The following is a 15,632-nucleotide window of genomic DNA, read 5'->3' on the forward strand; positions in this document are numbered from 1 at the left end:
TAGACACCTGAATGGTCAGCAGGGTCGCGCTCGTTCGCAACTCGCCATCAGCAACCGGTCAAACCATCACGAATCTCACCAACGCCGGGGCCGTGACGGTACTCCCACCAGTGCGTTTGCCGATCCGGTGGTGCGGTGATTCACATGCGACCGCAGCCGGGCCGGGGGAATGCTTAATGCTCTCCGTGTTCAGTCGAATGCGTAGAGTAAAGAAGTATGGCAGTATGGCTTCATGGGTATGGTTGGCCATATGAAGACGACCGTCGATATTCCGGACGGGCTGCTGAGTGAGGCCCGGCGCATCGCTCAGCGAGAAGGGACCACGCTGCGAGCCCTCATCGAGGAGGGACTGCGCTCCGTGGTCGCCCGGCGGGGAGAGGCCGGAGGCTATGTGCTGCCGGACGCGTCCGTGGGCGGGCAGGGACTGCAGGCCTCGGTGCGAGGCGTCTCATGGGAAGAACTGCGTGCTCTCGCCTACGGAGATCGTCTGTGATCGCCGTTGACACGAATATCATGGTGTACGCGCACCGGGAGGACAGCGAGTTCCACAGTCGCGCGATGGCAGCGCTGAAGTCGCTGGCGGAGGGCCGGGCCGCATGGGCGATCCCGTGGCCGTGTGTTCACGAGTTCTTCTCGATCGTGACCCATCCCCGGGTGTACGCCCCGCCCAGTACGGCGGCGGAGGCCGTCCGCCAGATCGATGCCTGGCTGGGATCGCCCTCGCTGGTGATGATCGGCGAGGCGGGCAACCACTGGCAGGTCCTTCAGAAGATGCTGCAGGAGGGCAAGGTCGCGGGCCCGATGGTCCACGATGCCCGGATCGCGGCGCTGTGCGCCACGCATGGCGTACGCGAGCTGTGGACGATGGACCGTGACTTCAGCCGCTTCCCTGCACTGGTGACCCGTAACCCGCTGCGGAGCTGAGGCCCGCGAGAGGGCCGTGATGTCAATCGAGGTCGGCCAGGGGCTGCACGCGGTGGGGGACCACGGTCGAGAGGGTGATCACCGTGCTGCTGCGCCGTACGCCCGGGATGGCCAGGGCGCGGTCGATGACCTGCTGGACGTGCTCGTGGTCGCGGCCGGCGAGGCGGCACCAGACGTCGCCGGGACCGGTGACGATGTGCGCCTCCAGGACCTCGGGGATCGCCTCCAGCGCGGCGGAGATGTCCGCCCGGGAGACCTGCTCGACCTCCAGCGTGGTGAAGGCCTGCACCGGGTAGCCGAGGGCCGCGGGGGAGAGGTTCGGGCCGAAGCCGGTGACCACGCCGTCGGCGACCATGCGGTCGAGCCGGGCCGAGACGGTGCCCCGGGCGACGCCGAGCAGGCGGGCGATCTCCAGCAGCCCGGTCCGGGGGCGCTCGGCGATCAGGCGGAGCAGTCTGCGGTCGAGGTCGTCCAGGCCGTTCCTCCGGGCTGCCAATCTGTCCACCTCCGCGGATAGGGGGAGCGGCCGGTACTGCCGATCTGGCAGTGGAACCGCCAGGGTGTTGCCCGGTTCGCCGGTGAGATCCAGACTACGCCTGCAATCAGGCACCTGTTCCGGGCCATGCCTGCACGGCGGGCACGCGTTCCCATCCGGTCCGCACGGCGGGCACGCGTTCCCGTCCGCTCCGCACGGCGGGCGGGCGTCCCGGGCCGCACCCGCGCACTGTGGAGGTCACCATGGCACGCCCGCACTCCCACCCGTTCGTCCCGTACCGGCCGGCCCGCCACCCCGAACCGGAGATGATCGCCCGCGGCCGCGAGTTCTACGCGCACATGGACGCCCGCCGCAGCGTGCGCTTCTTCAGCGACGAGCCGGTCCCGCGCGAGTGCGTGGAGCTGGCGGTCCGCACGGCGAACACCGCGCCGTCCGGGGCGCACCAGCAGCCCTGGAAGTTCGTGATCATCGGTGACCCGGGCACGAAGCGGCGGATCCGGGAGGCGGCCGAGGCCGAGGAGCGGCGGAACTACGAGGGCGGGCGGCTGACGCCGGAGTGGCGCGAGGCCCTGGCGCCGCTGGAGACCGACTCCGACAAGGGCTACCTGGAGACGGTGCCGTGGCTGGTGGTGTGCTTCGCCGAGAAGTACGGCCTGCGCCCGGAGGGTGCCCGGGTCAAGCACTACTACGTCAACGAGAGCGTCGGCATCGCCTGCGGGCTCCTCATCGCGGCGCTGCACACGATGGGCCTGTCCACGCTCACGCACACGCCCAACCCGATGGCGTTCCTGAGCGAGATCTGCGGGCGGCCGGGCAACGAGCGGCCCTACATCCTGTTCCCGATCGGGTACGCCGCGCCCGACGCGGAGGTGCCCGACCTGGTCCGCAAGCCGTTCTCGCAGGTGGTCGCCTAGGCGGGTCGCGGGGGCCCTCCGGCGCGGGTCCGGGAGGCCGGGCGCGGAGCCGGAAAGCCCTGCGGGGGCGGCCTTCCCGGCTTCGGAACGCGTCTAGCTGGATCGTTGAAAGTCGAAGCTTTTGGGTCTTGTGAGCGGCCTCTGTCAAGGCTACGATCACGACAACTCTTAGGAAACTTTCCTAAAAAAAGAACCGAACGGGAGTCCACGTGGCCCGTTCGAACCTGCCCGAAAAGATCATTAGCTGCGGAAACTCGAAGACGAGAACCGTCGCCGCCCGAGGCTCGGCCATCCGGTCGCCTCACACCCTCTCTTCCCTCCTTCACGGGAGCGATCATGCGACGTCCCCTCCCTTTACCCGATCTGACGGAGCCGGCAAACTCCGGCGGGTCCACCGCACCGGGCGCCCCGCGCGGGGACACGCGCGGCCGGACCGGCGCGGGAGCCCCCGGGCGCTCCCCGGGCCGGGCCCGCTGACCCGCGGCCCGCGGACCACGGCACCCTCCCGCCGTTCCTGCCGGCGGGACCGTGCCCCCATCGCCGTACGGCCCGCGCCGAGCCCTCCCCGCACTCCCCGGGGAGCACCCCCGCCGGGCGCGGGCCGTACGGCCACCCCCCACCAGAGTCCAACGAGGTCAATGTGAAATCCCGTCTCCTCTCCAGATCCCTCGTCGCCCTGGCGGCGCTGCTCCTCACCGGCCTGGCGGCGCCCCCCGCCCAGGCCGCAGGTTCCGCCACCGCCACCTTCACGAAGACCGCCGACTGGGGCTCCGGCTTCCAGGGCGGTTACACGATCAAGAACGGGACCTCCGCCACGATCAACTCGTGGAAGGTCGAGTTCGACCTCCCGGCGGGAGTGAGCGTCGGCTCCTTCTGGGACGCGTCCCTGACCCGCAGCGGACAGCACTTCACCTTCTCCAACCTCGGCTGGAACGGCACCCTCGCCCCCGGCGCCAGCGTGAGCTTCGGCTTCCTCGGCTCGCCCGGCGGGGCGGCGGCCGTACCGGCGAACTGCAAGCTCAACGGCGCCGACTGCGGCGGCGACGGCGGCCCGACCGACCCCGTGCTGCCCGGAAAGCCCGGCGCTCCGAGCGCGACCGGCGGGACCAAGAGCATCGCCCTGGCCTGGGGCGCGTCGTCCGGCACCGTGACCGGCTACCGCGTCTACGAGGGGAGCACCCAGAAGGCCCAGGTCACCGGGACCAGCGCCACGATCTCCGGCCTGGGCGACTGCGAGACGCACACCTACACCGTCAAGGCCTACAACGCCGAAGGAGAGTCGCCCGCCAGCGCCGAGGCGACCGGCACCACCACCGGCTGCACCCCGAGCCCGCTGCCCAAGCACTTCCTCACCGGCTACTGGCACAACTTCGACAACGAGGCCGTGGAGCTGAAGCTCTCGGCGGTGCCCACCTCCTACGACCTGGTCGCGGTCTCCTTCGGCGAGGCCACGAGCACCCCCGGCGAGGTGACCTTCGCCGTGGACCCGGGCCTGTCGGCCTCCCTCGGCGGCTACACCGACGCCCAGCTCAAGGCCGACGTCAAGACCCTCCAGTCACGCGGCCAGAAGGTTATCCTCTCCGTCGGCGGTGAGAAGGGCCGCGTGCAGGTCGCCAGCGCCGCCGCGGCGACGAAGTTCGCCGACACCGTCCACGCCCTGATGCAGTCCTACGGCTTCGACGGTGTGGACATCGACCTGGAGAACGGCCTCAACGCCACCTACATGGGCCAGGCGCTGCGGTCGCTGCGCGCCAAGGCGGGCGCGGACCTGATCATCACGATGGCCCCGCAGACCATCGACATGCAGTCGACCGGCGCGGAGTACTTCAAGCTCGCGCTGAACATCAAGGACATCCTCACCGTCGTCCACACCCAGTACTACAACTCCGGCGCCATGCTCGGCTGCGACCAGATGGCCGCCTACTCGCAGGGCACGGTCAACTTCCTCACCGCACTGGCCTGCATCCAGCTGGAGAACGGCCTGCGCCCCGACCAGGTGGCGCTCGGCCTGCCCGCCGGACCCGGCGCGGCCGGCGGCGGCATCGTCTCCCCGGCCGTGGTCAACCAGGCGCTGACCTGCCTGGCCACCCGGACCAACTGCGGCAGCTTCGTCCCGCCGCGCGCCTACCCGGGGATCCGCGGCGCGATGACCTGGTCGATCAACTGGGACGCCTCGAACAACTGGAACTTCTCCAAGACCGTCAAGCCGCACCTCGCCACCCTCCCCTAGGAATGATCATGAGACTACGCCGTACGGCCGTCGCCGTACTCTCCGCCGTGGCAGTGACATCCGCCGGGCTGACCGCCGCGGCCACCGCCGCCACCGCCGCACCCCAGGCGAGCGCCGTGTTCGCCGCCCCCGCCTGGCAGGCCTGGACGGCCTACGCCGTCGGCGCCCGGGTCAGCTACAACGGCGTCGACTACGAGGCGATCCAGGGCCACACCTCCCTGCCCGGCTGGGAGCCGCCCAACGTCCCCGCCCTGTGGAAGCTCGCCACCGGCGGCCCCACCAACCCGCCCGGCACGCCCGGACAGCCCGGCGCCCCCTCGGTCACCGGCACCACGAACTCCTCGATCTCCCTGACCTGGGGCGCGTCGTCCGGCACCGTGACCGGCTACCGCGTCTACGAGGGGGGCACCCAGAAGGCGCAGGTCACCGGGACCAGCGCCACGATCGGTTCGCTGGGGACCTGCACCACCCACACCTACACGGTCAAGGCCTACAACGCGCAGGGCGAGTCAGCCGCCAGCAGCCAGGTCACCGGCACCACCACCGGCTGCACCAACCCCGACCCGCCCGGCAAGCTGCCCGGCGCGCCGTACCTCTACATGGGCTGGGGCAACCCGCCCAGCCCGGCCACGGTCATGGACGCGACCGGCGTCAAGTCCTTCACGATGGCCTTCATCCTGGCCCAGAACGGCTGCAACCCCGCCTGGGACGGCCAGCGCCCCCTGACCGGCGGCACCGACGCCTCGGCGATCAACACGATCAAGTCCAAGGGCGGCAGCGTCGAGATCTCCTTCGGCGGCTGGAGCGGCAACAAACTCGGCCCGAACTGCTCCACCCCGCAGGCCTTCGCCGGAGCGGTGCAGAAGGTCATCGACGCCCACGGCCCGGCGGTGGTCGACTTCGACATCGAGAACACCGACGAGTTCGAGAACTACACCGTCCAGGACCGCATCCTCAACGGCCTGAAGATCGTCCGGCAGAGCAACCCGAACGTGAAGATCGTCGTCACCATCCCGACGTTCAAGTCGGGTCTGAGCGCCGCGGGCGTCCGGCTGGTCAACCAGGCCAAGGCGCTGAACGTCCCGATCGACAACTACACGATCATGCCGTTCAACTTCGGCGGCACCGACATGTACCAGGACACGGTCAACGCCTCCGAGGGGCTGAAGAACTCGCTGAAGAGCGCGTTCGGCTGGAGCGACGCCGTGGCCTACGCGCACATGGGCATCTCCGGCATGAACGGCAAGTCCGACCAGGGGGAGACCACCACCCCGGCCACCTGGACCCGGATCCGCGACTGGGCCAAGTCCAAGGGCCTGACCAGGCTCTCCTTCTGGTCGACCAACCGCGACCGGGTCAACGGCGGCGGCGTCCCGCAGGCCGAGTGGGAGTTCACCCGGATCACCGCGGGCTTCTAGCCGGTACGGCCCGCGCCCCGCGACCCCGGGGCGCGGGCCGTACTCCCATGACACCCCCCAACAGAGCCTCGTGAGGCAGGTCATGAACCAACGATCGGCACGGATTCGGCTGGCGGCGGTCGCCGTCCTGGCGCTGGGCGGGGCGATGCTCTCCGCCTCGCCCGCGCACGCCGCCGACATCGTCACCAACCCCGGGTTCGAGGACGGGCTGACCGGCTGGAGTTGTTCGGCGTCGTCGGGCGCGGCGGCGGTCTCCTCGCCGGTGCACGGCGGGTCGAAGGCGCTGCAGGCCACCCCGGCCGGGTCCGACACCGCGCGCTGCCAGCAGACCGTCGCCGTCAAGCCCTCCTCGTCCTACTCGCTGTCGGGGTGGGTGCGCGGCGGCTACGTCTTCCTCGGCGTGAGCGGCACCGGCACGACCGACACCAGCACCTGGGCGTCCTCCCCGTCGGCCTACACGCAGCTGACCCGGACCTTCACCACCGGTCCGTCGACCAGGACGGTGACGGTCTACGTCAACGGCTGGTACGGCCAGGGCGCCTACCAGGCCGACGACGTCGTGCTGGACGGCCCGCCCGGAGAGGGGCAGGTCCCGCCCGCGCCGACCGGTCTGACCGGCACCGGGAACGTCACCACCGCCACCCTGAAGTGGAACGCCGTCCAGGGCGCGACCGGCTACAGCGTCTACCGGAACGGGACCAAGGTCGCCACCGCCACCGGAACCTCCTACAGCGAGAACCCGCAGCCCGGCACCTACGGCTACCAGGTGACCGCCTCCAACGCGGCCGGCGAGTCGGTCAAGTCCGCGACAGTCTCGGTGACGGTCGGCAACGACCAGCCGCCGCCCCCGCCCGCCCCGACCGGCCTGACCGGGACCGCCGGCGGCCTGAACGTCGCGCTGAAGTGGAACGCCTCGGCCGGCGCGACCGGCTACAACGTCTACCGGGCCGGAACCAAGATCGCCACCGTCACCGGCACCTCCCACACCGACACCACCCCGGCCGCCGGAACCTACGCCTACCACGTCAAGGCCTTCCACCAGACCGGCGTCGAGTCGGGCGGCTCCAACACCGTCACCGTGAGGACCTCCGGCGAGCCGCCCGCGGGCGACCGGCTCCTGGTCGGGTACCTGCACGCTTCCTTCGCCAACGGCTCCGGCTACGTCCGGATGGCCGACGTGCCGGACGAGTGGGACTTCATCAACCTCGCCTTCGGCGAGCCCACCTCGGTGACCTCCGGTGACATCCGCTTCCGGCAGTGCCCGGCCGCCGAGTGCCCCAACGTCGAGTCCGAGGCCGACTTCATCGCGGCGATCAAGGCCAAGCAGGCGCGCGGCAAGAAGGTGCTGATCTCGATCGGCGGCCAGAACGGCCAGGTCCAGCTCACCACCGCCGCCGCCCGCGACACGTTCGTCGAGTCGGTGAGCGCCATCATCGACAAGTACGGCCTCGACGGCCTCGACATCGACTTCGAGGGCCACTCGCTCTACCTCGACAACGGCGACACCTCGCTGAGCAGCCCGACCACCCCGGTGATCGTCAACCTGATCGCCGCGCTGAAGACGCTCAAGGCGAAGTACGGCGCGAAGTTCGTGCTGACCATGGCCCCCGAGACGTTCTTCGTCCAGCTCGGCTACCAGTTCTACGGTCCCGGCCCCAACGGCGCCGCCGACCGGCGGGCCGCCTCCTACCTGCCCGTCATCCACGCCATGCGCAACGACCTGACGCTGCTGCACGTCCAGGACTACAACTCCGGGCCGATCAAGGGGCTGGACGACCAGTTCCACACCATGGGCACGCACGACTTCCACGTGGCCATGACCGACATGCTGCTCGCGGGCTTCCCGATCATGGGCAACGCGGGCAACGTCTTCCCGCCCCTGCGCCAGGAGCAGGTCGCCATCGGCCTGCCCGCCGCGCCCTGGGCCGGGAACGGCTTCACCACGGTGGCCGAGGTCCAGAAGGCCTTCGACTGCCTGGCCAAGGGCACCAACTGCGGGCCGTACAAGCCGAAGGGGGTCTACCCGAACCTCCGCGGCCTGATGACCTGGTCCATCAACTGGGACAAGTACAACGGCTTCGAATTCTCCCGAAACCACCGGGCCTACCTCGACGGGCTCGGTTAGAAAGCCCCTCGCCGCCGGGAGAGACGGACTCCCGGCGGCGAGGTCTTCCCCCGCCGGATCCGGGGGACGGCCCGGCCGTCCTGTGCGGAGCCCGGCGGCGTCGCGGGAGCGGCGGCACGGCGCCGGACGGCGGCCGGAAGCTGGGAGGCAGGTCTCGTTTCGGCGTTCGAGTGGTTGTTCGCCCGCGACTTCCGGCAGGCTAGAGGCCGTCATGGACTACGCAATTCCCACGGGGACCATCCTCGTCACAGGTGTCGTGCTCGCTCTGGTCGCGCAGTGGAGGGGCTGGCGCCCCTCGCTGCCCGTCGTGCTCGCGGTCGGAGTCGTCTTCCGGATCCTCATCATGGCCTTCGCCGCGAAGAGCGAATGGCAGCCGGTCGACTTCGTCAACAGCTTCAAGCCCGCGGGCGAGGCGGTCATGAACGGCGAGGACCCCGTCCTGGGAAGCAAGGGCGGCTGGCACTTCCTGCCGATGATCCCGTACGTGTACGGCCTGCTGCTCTGGCTGGGCATCCCGTGGGAGTGGAGCGGACGCCTGGTCACCGCGGTCGCCGACATCATCCTCATCCCGCTGGTCGGCAAGCTCGCCGGAGGGGCCACCGCCAACCTGAGGGCCTTCCAGTACGCCTGCAACCCCCTGGCGATCCTCATCGCCTCCCTGCACGGCCAGGTCGAGCCGGTCGCGCTGGTCTTCGGCGTGGCCGCCTTCGTCGTGGCCCGCGGTCCCGGCGACCCCGACCGCCCCGGCCTGCGCAACGATCCGGTTGCGCTGGTGCGCGAGAAGGCATCGGCCCTCGGGCTCGGCGGAGCCGTACGGCACCTGGCCGCCGGCGCGCTCCCGGCGCTGGCGCGGGCGTTCACCCCGCGCGAGGGCGACCGGGAGACGATGCGCCGCGCCCTCTTCGCCGGGCTGCTGATGGGGCTGGCACTGTGCGCGAAGAGCTGGCCGATCTGGCTGATCCCGGGCATGCTCCTGCTACTGCCGACCGTGCGCGCCCGCGTGGTCGCGTTCGTGGCCACCGGCATCGCACCCGTCTTCTTCATCGTCACCGAGCCCCTCTTCCTGAACGCCTCCCTGGGAGAGATCACGCAGGCGCTGAGCACGATCGGGGACATCCGCCCGATCGTCGGCGAGTGGGGCTACAGCGCCATCCTGGTCGGCGGGGACTGGACGCTCGACTCCGGGATCGCGCAGTTCGGCACCCGGCTGATCTACGTCACGCTGCTGGTGGTGGCCTTCCTCTGGCGCCGCGCCGACCCGGTGGACCTCACCACCGCCGTGCTGCTCGCCTTCATGGTCGTCACGCCCCGCCTCGGCGCGCAGTACCTGCTCTGGTTCATGCCGTTCCTCGTCGCCCGGCCCACCCCCGCCCGCTTCGCCTGGCCCGCGATCATCGGCGTCTGCCTGTGGGCCGGGTACGGCTACCTGCCCATGACCCAGTCCTGGGAGATCTGGGCGGCGCAGCACTCGGGATGGGCCCAGGCCTCCGTGGCGCTGCTGCCGATCCTGGCCTACGCCATGCCCTGGGACCGCCGCGTCTCGGCCGCCTACGGGCGCAGGCCGGAGGAGGGCTCCCGGGTGCCCGTCCCCGCGTCCGTCTGAGCCGCTCCCGCCGGAAAACCCGGTGCGCCCGTCAGGGGCGACTTGTCACCCCTGACGGCATGCAGGCCACCGTGACCGTCACTCCGGCGCAGCTTCCGGGCGCGCTGCTGCACGTCGCCGTCGTGCGCCCGGTGCGGAGGCCCGGCGCCCCGGCCCGGTGGGGCGGCGGGGGACCCGTCTCCCGGCCCTCCCGGGGACCGGGACCGCGGTCCCGATCGCCGGGAAGACGGGCTGCTAGGTTCCGGAGGTGTGACGAACCATGCGGAAGTCCTGCGCTACACCGCCTTCACCCACGACCCGGACGGGGGGAACCCCGCCGGGGTCGTCCTGGACGCCGCCGCGCTCTCCGACGCGGAGATGCTCGCCGTGGCCGCCGAGGTCGGCTACTCCGAGACCGCCTTCCTGACCTCGCGCGACGACGCGGCCCGCGCCTTCCGGGTCCGCTACTTCGCCCCCTCGGCGGAGGTCGGCTTCTGCGGGCACGCCACGATCGCCACCTCGGTGGCGCTGGCCGAGCGGATCGGGGTGGGGCCGCTGACCTTCACCACCAACGTGGGCGAGATCGCCGTGGAGACCGAGGTCGACGGGGACACGCTGCGGGCCACCCTCACCAGCGTGCCCACCCGTTCGGAGCCCATGGACGAGGACGCGCTGGACGAGACGCTCGCCGCCCTGGGCTGGTCCCGCGACGACCTCGACAAGGCCTTCCCGCCGCACGTCGCGTTCGCCGGCAACGACCATCCGATGATCGCCGCCGTGTCCCGCGCCCGCCTGGCCGACCTGCACTACGACGTCGGCGCGCTGAAGTCGATCATGACCCGGCGCGGGTGGACGACCGTGAACCTGTTCTGGCGTGAGCACGACGGGCGCTACCACGCGCGCAACCCGTTCCCGATCGGCGGGGTGGTCGAGGACCCGGCGACCGGTGCCGCCGCGGCGGCGTTCGGCGGCTACCTGCGGGGCCTGGGGGCCGGGGTGCGGGAGTTCACGGTCATCCAGGGCGTCGACATGGGCCGCCCGAGCGAGCTGAAGGGGTCGATCGCCGCGGCGGACGGGCGCACCCGGGTGAGCGGCGGGGCCGTCGCGATGACCACCCCCTGACGGGCGCCGCGGCGGAGACTCCTTGACTCCGGCCAAGCACTTGTTCAAGATCCGGATGTGGCGACATTCGCTGAGCTGATCCGGGCACGGGCCGGCGACGAGCACCCCGGGCTGCTGTTCGAGGACGAGAGCTACACCTGGGCGCGGCTCGTCCGGGAGGCGGAGCGCCGGGCCGCCCTGGCGCTCCGCCTCCGCGAGCCGGGGCGGCCTTTCCACATCGGCGTGCTGCTGGAGAACGTGCCCGAGTACGTGCTGTGGATCTTCGCCGCGGCCCTGTCGGGCGCCGCGGTGGTCGGGATCAACCCGACCAGGCGCGGCGGGGAGCTGGCGAGGGACGTCCGCCACACCGACTGCCTGTTCGTCGTCACCGACTCCGCCGGGTACGGCCTGCTCGACGGGATGGACACCGGAGTCCCGCCGGACCGGATCCTCCGGGTGGACACCCCCCGCTACCGCGATCTCCTCGCCCGCCGTACGGACGTCCCGGGAGCGGGGCCGCACGGCGGGGACGCGGGCCGTACCGGAGCCGGGGCGGAGGGGACCGGGCCCGGACCGGGCGACCCGCTGCTGCTGCTGTTCACCTCCGGGTCCACGGGGGCGCCGAAGGCCGTGGTCTGCGGACAGGGACGGCTGGCCGCGATCGCGGAGCGGGGCGGGCGGTTCGGGATCGGGCGCGACAGCGTGACCTACCTGGCGATGCCGCTCTTCCACGGCAACGCGATCATGGCGAACCTGGCCATGGCCGTCCACGCCGGGGCGACGGTCGCGATGCGCCGCCGGTTCAGCGCCTCGGGCTTCCTCCCCGACGTCCGCAGGTACGGCGTCACCTACTTCAACTACGTCGGGCGCGCGCTCGCCTACGTCCTCGCCACCCCCGAGCGCCCCGGCGACGCGGACAACCCCCTGCGGACCGCGTTCGGCACCGAGGCCTCCGCCCGGGACATGGCCGGGTTCGCCCGGCGGTTCGGCGCCCGGATCATCGAGGGCTACGGCTCCTCCGAGGGCGCGATCAGCATCTCGAAGGTCCCCGGCACCCCGTCCGACGCGCTCGGCCTCCCCCCGGAGGACATGGACGTCGCCGTCCACGACCCGGAGACCGGCCGCGAGTGCCCGCGGGCCCGCTTCGGCGACGGCGGCAGGCTGCTCAACGGGGACGAGGCCATCGGCGAGATCGTCCGCCGGGACGCCGCCGCCTTCGAGGGCTACTACGCCAACCCCGGGGCCGACGGCCTGCGCCTGCGCGGCGGATGGTACTGGAGCGGAGACCTGGGCTACCGCGACGCGGACGGGTACTTCTACTTCGCCGGCCGGGACGCCGACTGGCTCCGGGTGGACAGCGAGAACTTCGCCGCGGCCCCGGTCGAGCGCGTCCTGTCCCGCTTCCCGGGGACCGTCATGTGCGCGGTCTACGCCGTCCCCGACTCCCGCACCGGCGACCAGGTCATGACCGCCCTCGAACTCGGCCCCGACTCCGGCCCCGAAGCCTTCGACCCCGCCGCGTTCACGGACTTCCTCCGCGCCCAGCCCGACCTCGGCACCAAGTGGGCGCCCATGTTCGTACGGCTCACGCCGGAGATGCCGCTCACCGCCACCAACAAGGTGGACCGGCGCGCCCTGCGCCGGGACCGCTGGGAGTGCGCCGATCCGGTCTGGTGGAGCCCGGCCCGCGACCTGCGCTACGCCCCGCTCACCGGCGAGGTGCGGCTCGCCCTGCGCGCGGAGTTCGCCGAGTTCGGCCGCGGGCACCTGCTGTGAGGGGCCGTCCTGCGGTGAGGGGCCGTCCGATTCCTGCAAGACGCGGCCCGGGGGGCGGGCGTACGGTCGGAGCATGAAGACGCTGACCGAGGACGCGCTCGCCGCGGCGGGCCGGTACATCCAGCTCAACGCCCGTCTGATCGACCGGTTGAGATACGACAGGCTGCTCGGCGGGGGGTCGCCGGACCGGGTGCTGGCCGTGCTGCGCGCCCACCAGAACCCCGACGGCGGGTTCGGCCACGCGCTCGAACCCGATCTGAGGGGCGCGGAGAGCCAGCCGGAGCCGGTCGAGGTGGCCTTCTGGATCCTCGACGAGCTGGACGCGTTCGACGACCCGATGGTGACGGCGGCCTGCGATTACCTCGTGACGGTCACCGCGGAGGACGGCGGGGTGCCGTTCGTGCTGCCGAGCGTCCGGACCTCCCCGCGCGCCCCCTGGTGGGAGACCCCCGACGACCCGCCCGGCTCCCTGGTGCCGACCGCCTCGATCGCCGGCCTGCTGCACAAGCACAAGGTCTCCCACCCCTGGCTCGCCCCGGCCACCGCGTTCACCTGGAGCGCGATCGAGGCGGCGACCGAGCTCCAGCCCTACACGGCGCGGGCCGTCCTGCACTTCCTGGAGCACGCACCGGACCGCGACCGGGCCCACGAGCAGTTCGTACGGCTCCGCGAGGCGATCCTGGCCACGGTCTCCTTCGACCCGGACGCGGGCGGCGAGGCGCACTTCCCGCTGGACTTCGCCCCCGAGCCGGGCGAACTGCCGCTCTTCTCCGACGAGGTGCTCGAACGCCACCTCGACGCGCTGATCGACCAGCAGAGCGCCGAGGGCGGCTGGGCGCCCAACTTCCTCATGTGGACCCCGGTCGTCGCCCACGAGTGGGGCGGGTTCCTCACCGTGGCCCGGCTGAGGACGCTCAAGGCCTACGGGCGGCTGCCTACGGGCGGCTGACGAGCCGGCCCATCGGGACCCCGGCCAGCCGCCTCACCTCGTTGGCCATGTGGGACTGGTCGGCGTAGCCGCTGGCCAGCGCCACCTCGGCCAGGGCGAGGCCGCGCCGGGCCAGCTCCAGCGCCCGCTGGAAGCGCACGACCCGCTGCAGCACCTTGGGCCCGTAACCGAAGGTCCGCAGGCAGCGCCGGTGGAGCTGCCGCTCGCTCAGCCCGAGCTCCCAGGCGACCTCTCCGACGCTCCTCCCCTCCCGCAGCGCCCCGGCGATCGCCGGGGCGGCCGGATCGGGGCGGGAGGTCGAGCGCAGCCGTACGGCCAGCGCCTCCTGCAGGGCCTCGGCGGTCACGGCGCCGCCGGAGGCCGTGGAGGCCGTGGAGGCCGCGGAGGCCGTGGCGCCGGGGGCGGGCTCCTCGGACGTGAGACCGGGGAACCCGCCCAGATCGGACAGGGGCACCCGCTGGTCGCGCAGGGCCTCCACCGGGACTCCGAACACCTCGCCGACCGCGCCCGGCCGGAACCGGACCCCGGCGTAGCGGTCGCCGGGGGAGATCCGCACCGGCATCGGCCCGGTGTCGGGCCCGGCCACGTGAGGGCCGTCCGGGCCCCAGATCAGGTCGACGCAGCCGTCCGGCACGACCAGCGTGGTCGCAGGGGAGGTCGCGACGCTCGTCCAGAGGCAGGCCACCCGCCCGGCGAGCGCCGGATCGGGGGCCCACTCGCGGTACACGCCTCCAGGGTACGGCGGGGGCCGTCATCCGGTCCCGGGCGGGGAGGGGCCGCCATGCCCGTCCCCGGGCGGGGCCTCGCCGGAGATGAGCGCCGCCGCCCACCCGCCGCCGGGATCGCTGTCGATCAGCAGGGCACGGGCCAGCAGGCTGAGCGGGATGGCCAGCAGCGCGCCCAGCGGGCCGAGCACGAACGCCCACACCAGGAGGGAGAGGAACGTCACGGTCGTGGACAGGCCGACCGCGTCGCCGAGGAACTTGGGCTGGATGAGCGACTGGACCACGAAGTTGATCGCCATGTAGGCGGCGATCACGGAGAGCATGGTCGTGAGCCCGCCCTCCAGCAGGCCGAGCAGGGCGGGCGGGACGAGCCCGATGATGAAGCCGAGGTTCGGGATGTAGTTGGTGATCAGCGCCAGCATCCCCCAGAGCAGCGGGAGCGGGACGCCGAGCAGCCAGAGCGCGGTGACGTCCAGGGCCGCGCAGACGAGGCCGAAGACCGTGGAGACGACCAGGTAGCGGCGGGTGTTGCGGGCGAAGGACGTGAGCGCGTCGATGAGTCTCGGCCGGTGCGCCGCGCCGGAGGAGAGGATCCGGGAGAAGACGGGGGCGTCCAGGCACATCGCGAGCAGCAGGACGATGATCAGGACCAGGCCGGAGAAGACGCCGAGCAGTCCGGAGGCGAACCCCTGCACGAGCGTGAAGACCTTGCCGGGGTCGAAGGACCGGATGGCCTGGTTGATCTGGTCGGTGCCGACGCCCAGGCGGGTGGCGAGTTCCTGGGCCTGGACGACGAGCTCGTTGAACTGCCTGGCGTAGGTCGGCGCCAGGCCGGCCATCTGCGCGACGGAGACGGTCAGGACCGCCACCATGCCGAGCAGGACGAGCAGGACGACGGCCAGCGGGGCCGCGACCAGCAGCCAGCAGGGCGCGCCGCGGCCCTGGAGCCAGGTCCTGATCGGGGAGACCGCGATGACGAGGACCAGCGCGAGGAACAGCGGGCCGAGGATCGAGCCGACCTCCCTGATCCCGGCCAGTACGATCACCGCGCTCGCGGTGCAGAGCAGCACGATCAGGGCCCTGGGAGCCGTTCTCCGGTCAGTCATGTCCTCTCCCTACCCGTGCGGAGAGGGTGCGATCTTCTCTTCCCCGCCGTTGATTTGACGGAGTCGATGGTCCTTCGTAGAGTTCACAGGCCCGAGGGGGCCGGTGGAGATCACCAGCACCCCGGGAACCCCTCTGACCACTCCTTCGCCATGGAGCGTTCGCGCTCCGGCAAAGTCAGGTTCGACAAGAGCCGGATGTTGGAGTAAGGTTGAAGGGTTGCTCCGGAGACGGGGTGGTCGCGATCCGGATGGATCGCCCGAAACGGGTCAGGTTGACACGAATCGG

Annotated in this window: 13 protein-coding genes; 10 read left to right on the top strand and 3 right to left on the bottom strand. The window is 71.7% G+C overall.

What is annotated here, in order from left to right; translation table 11 throughout:
• The first annotated feature begins 250 nt into the window (after positions 1–250).
• Together FHS22_RS36590 and FHS22_RS36595 are read left to right on the top strand one after the other, a co-directional pair.
• Positions 251–493 carry a type II toxin-antitoxin system VapB family antitoxin gene (locus tag FHS22_RS36590; RefSeq protein ID WP_221474583.1) on the top strand — a complete coding sequence of 81 codons (243 nt, stop codon included), beginning with the start codon at positions 251–253 and terminating at the stop codon, positions 491–493.
• Positions 490–924 carry a type II toxin-antitoxin system VapC family toxin gene (locus FHS22_RS36595; RefSeq protein ID WP_184948792.1) on the top strand — a complete coding sequence of 145 codons (435 nt, stop codon included), beginning with the start codon at positions 490–492 and terminating at the stop codon, positions 922–924. Before FHS22_RS36590 ends, FHS22_RS36595 begins: the two co-directional genes overlap by 4 nt.
• A gap of 22 nt (positions 925–946) precedes the next feature.
• Here the strand turns inward: FHS22_RS36595 and FHS22_RS36600 are convergent, their stop codons facing one another.
• A complete protein-coding gene (locus tag FHS22_RS36600) occupies positions 947–1,420 on the bottom strand; it encodes an Lrp/AsnC family transcriptional regulator (protein WP_184948793.1) in 474 nt (157 codons plus the stop codon).
• A gap of 242 nt (positions 1,421–1,662) precedes the next feature.
• On the opposite strand from FHS22_RS36600, the gene FHS22_RS36605 reads away from it, so the two are divergent.
• From FHS22_RS36605 to FHS22_RS36640, 8 genes are all read left to right on the top strand, one after another.
• Positions 1,663–2,334: a nitroreductase family protein gene (locus FHS22_RS36605; protein ID WP_184948794.1), complete on the top strand. Its 672-nt coding sequence runs from the start codon at positions 1,663–1,665 to the stop codon at positions 2,332–2,334.
• A 640-nt stretch (positions 2,335–2,974) separates the two neighbouring features.
• Positions 2,975–4,564 (top strand): chitinase, encoded by a 1,590-nt coding sequence (locus FHS22_RS36610; protein ID WP_184948795.1) that lies wholly within the window; start codon positions 2,975–2,977, stop codon positions 4,562–4,564.
• 8 nt (positions 4,565–4,572) lie between these two features.
• The gene (locus FHS22_RS36615) at positions 4,573–5,982 is read left to right on the top strand and encodes a carbohydrate-binding protein (protein ID WP_184948796.1); all 1,410 of its coding nucleotides are present in this window, start codon (positions 4,573–4,575) and stop codon (positions 5,980–5,982) included.
• An 82-nt stretch (positions 5,983–6,064) separates the two neighbouring features.
• Entirely contained in the window at positions 6,065–8,107 is a 2,043-nt protein-coding gene (locus tag FHS22_RS36620) for a carbohydrate binding domain-containing protein (protein WP_260408662.1), read from the top strand.
• A 211-nt stretch (positions 8,108–8,318) separates the two neighbouring features.
• Positions 8,319–9,710 carry a hypothetical protein gene (locus FHS22_RS36625; RefSeq protein WP_184948797.1) on the top strand — a complete coding sequence of 464 codons (1,392 nt, stop codon included), beginning with the start codon at positions 8,319–8,321 and terminating at the stop codon, positions 9,708–9,710.
• Positions 9,711–9,959: 249 nt separating this feature from the next.
• Positions 9,960–10,811, top strand: a complete 852-nt coding sequence (locus FHS22_RS36630; protein ID WP_184948798.1) for a PhzF family phenazine biosynthesis protein — start codon at positions 9,960–9,962, stop codon at positions 10,809–10,811.
• A gap of 57 nt (positions 10,812–10,868) precedes the next feature.
• The gene (locus FHS22_RS36635; protein WP_184948799.1) at positions 10,869–12,566 is read left to right on the top strand and encodes an AMP-binding protein; all 1,698 of its coding nucleotides are present in this window, start codon (positions 10,869–10,871) and stop codon (positions 12,564–12,566) included.
• Positions 12,567–12,639: 73 nt separating this feature from the next.
• Positions 12,640–13,515, top strand: coding sequence for a hypothetical protein (locus FHS22_RS36640; RefSeq protein WP_184948800.1), 876 nt, complete (start codon positions 12,640–12,642; stop codon positions 13,513–13,515).
• Here FHS22_RS36640 and FHS22_RS36645 read toward each other — a convergent pair.
• Positions 13,502–14,242 (bottom strand): helix-turn-helix transcriptional regulator, encoded by a 741-nt coding sequence (locus FHS22_RS36645; protein WP_184948801.1) that lies wholly within the window; start codon positions 14,240–14,242, stop codon positions 13,502–13,504. The genes FHS22_RS36640 and FHS22_RS36645 overlap by 14 nt on opposite strands.
• Before the next feature lie 24 nt (positions 14,243–14,266).
• The gene (locus FHS22_RS36650; protein WP_184948802.1) at positions 14,267–15,346 is read right to left on the bottom strand and encodes an AI-2E family transporter; all 1,080 of its coding nucleotides are present in this window, start codon (positions 15,344–15,346) and stop codon (positions 14,267–14,269) included.
• Between the last annotated feature and the right edge of the window lie 286 nt (positions 15,347–15,632).

The sequence above is a fragment of the Thiemannella venezuelensis genome, from assembly GCF_014203605.1.
GTDB lineage: Bacteria > Actinomycetota > Actinomycetes > Streptosporangiales > Streptosporangiaceae > Planomonospora_A > Planomonospora_A venezuelensis.

Excerpts from the sequence above, each read along its gene's own strand:
- FHS22_RS36590 (WP_221474583.1), top strand. The coding sequence starts at position 251 with ATGAAGACGACCGTCGATATTCCGGACGGGCTGCTGAGTGAGGCCCGG.
- FHS22_RS36605 (WP_184948794.1), top strand. The coding sequence starts at position 1,663 with ATGGCACGCCCGCACTCCCACCCGTTCGTCCCGTACCGGCCGGCCCGC.
- FHS22_RS36615 (WP_184948796.1), top strand. The coding sequence starts at position 4,573 with ATGAGACTACGCCGTACGGCCGTCGCCGTACTCTCCGCCGTGGCAGTG.
- FHS22_RS36620 (WP_260408662.1), top strand. The coding sequence starts at position 6,065 with ATGAACCAACGATCGGCACGGATTCGGCTGGCGGCGGTCGCCGTCCTG.
- FHS22_RS36625 (WP_184948797.1), top strand. The coding sequence starts at position 8,319 with ATGGACTACGCAATTCCCACGGGGACCATCCTCGTCACAGGTGTCGTG.
- FHS22_RS36640 (WP_184948800.1), top strand. The coding sequence starts at position 12,640 with ATGAAGACGCTGACCGAGGACGCGCTCGCCGCGGCGGGCCGGTACATC.
- FHS22_RS36650 (WP_184948802.1), bottom strand. The coding sequence starts at position 15,346 with ATGACTGACCGGAGAACGGCTCCCAGGGCCCTGATCGTGCTGCTCTGC.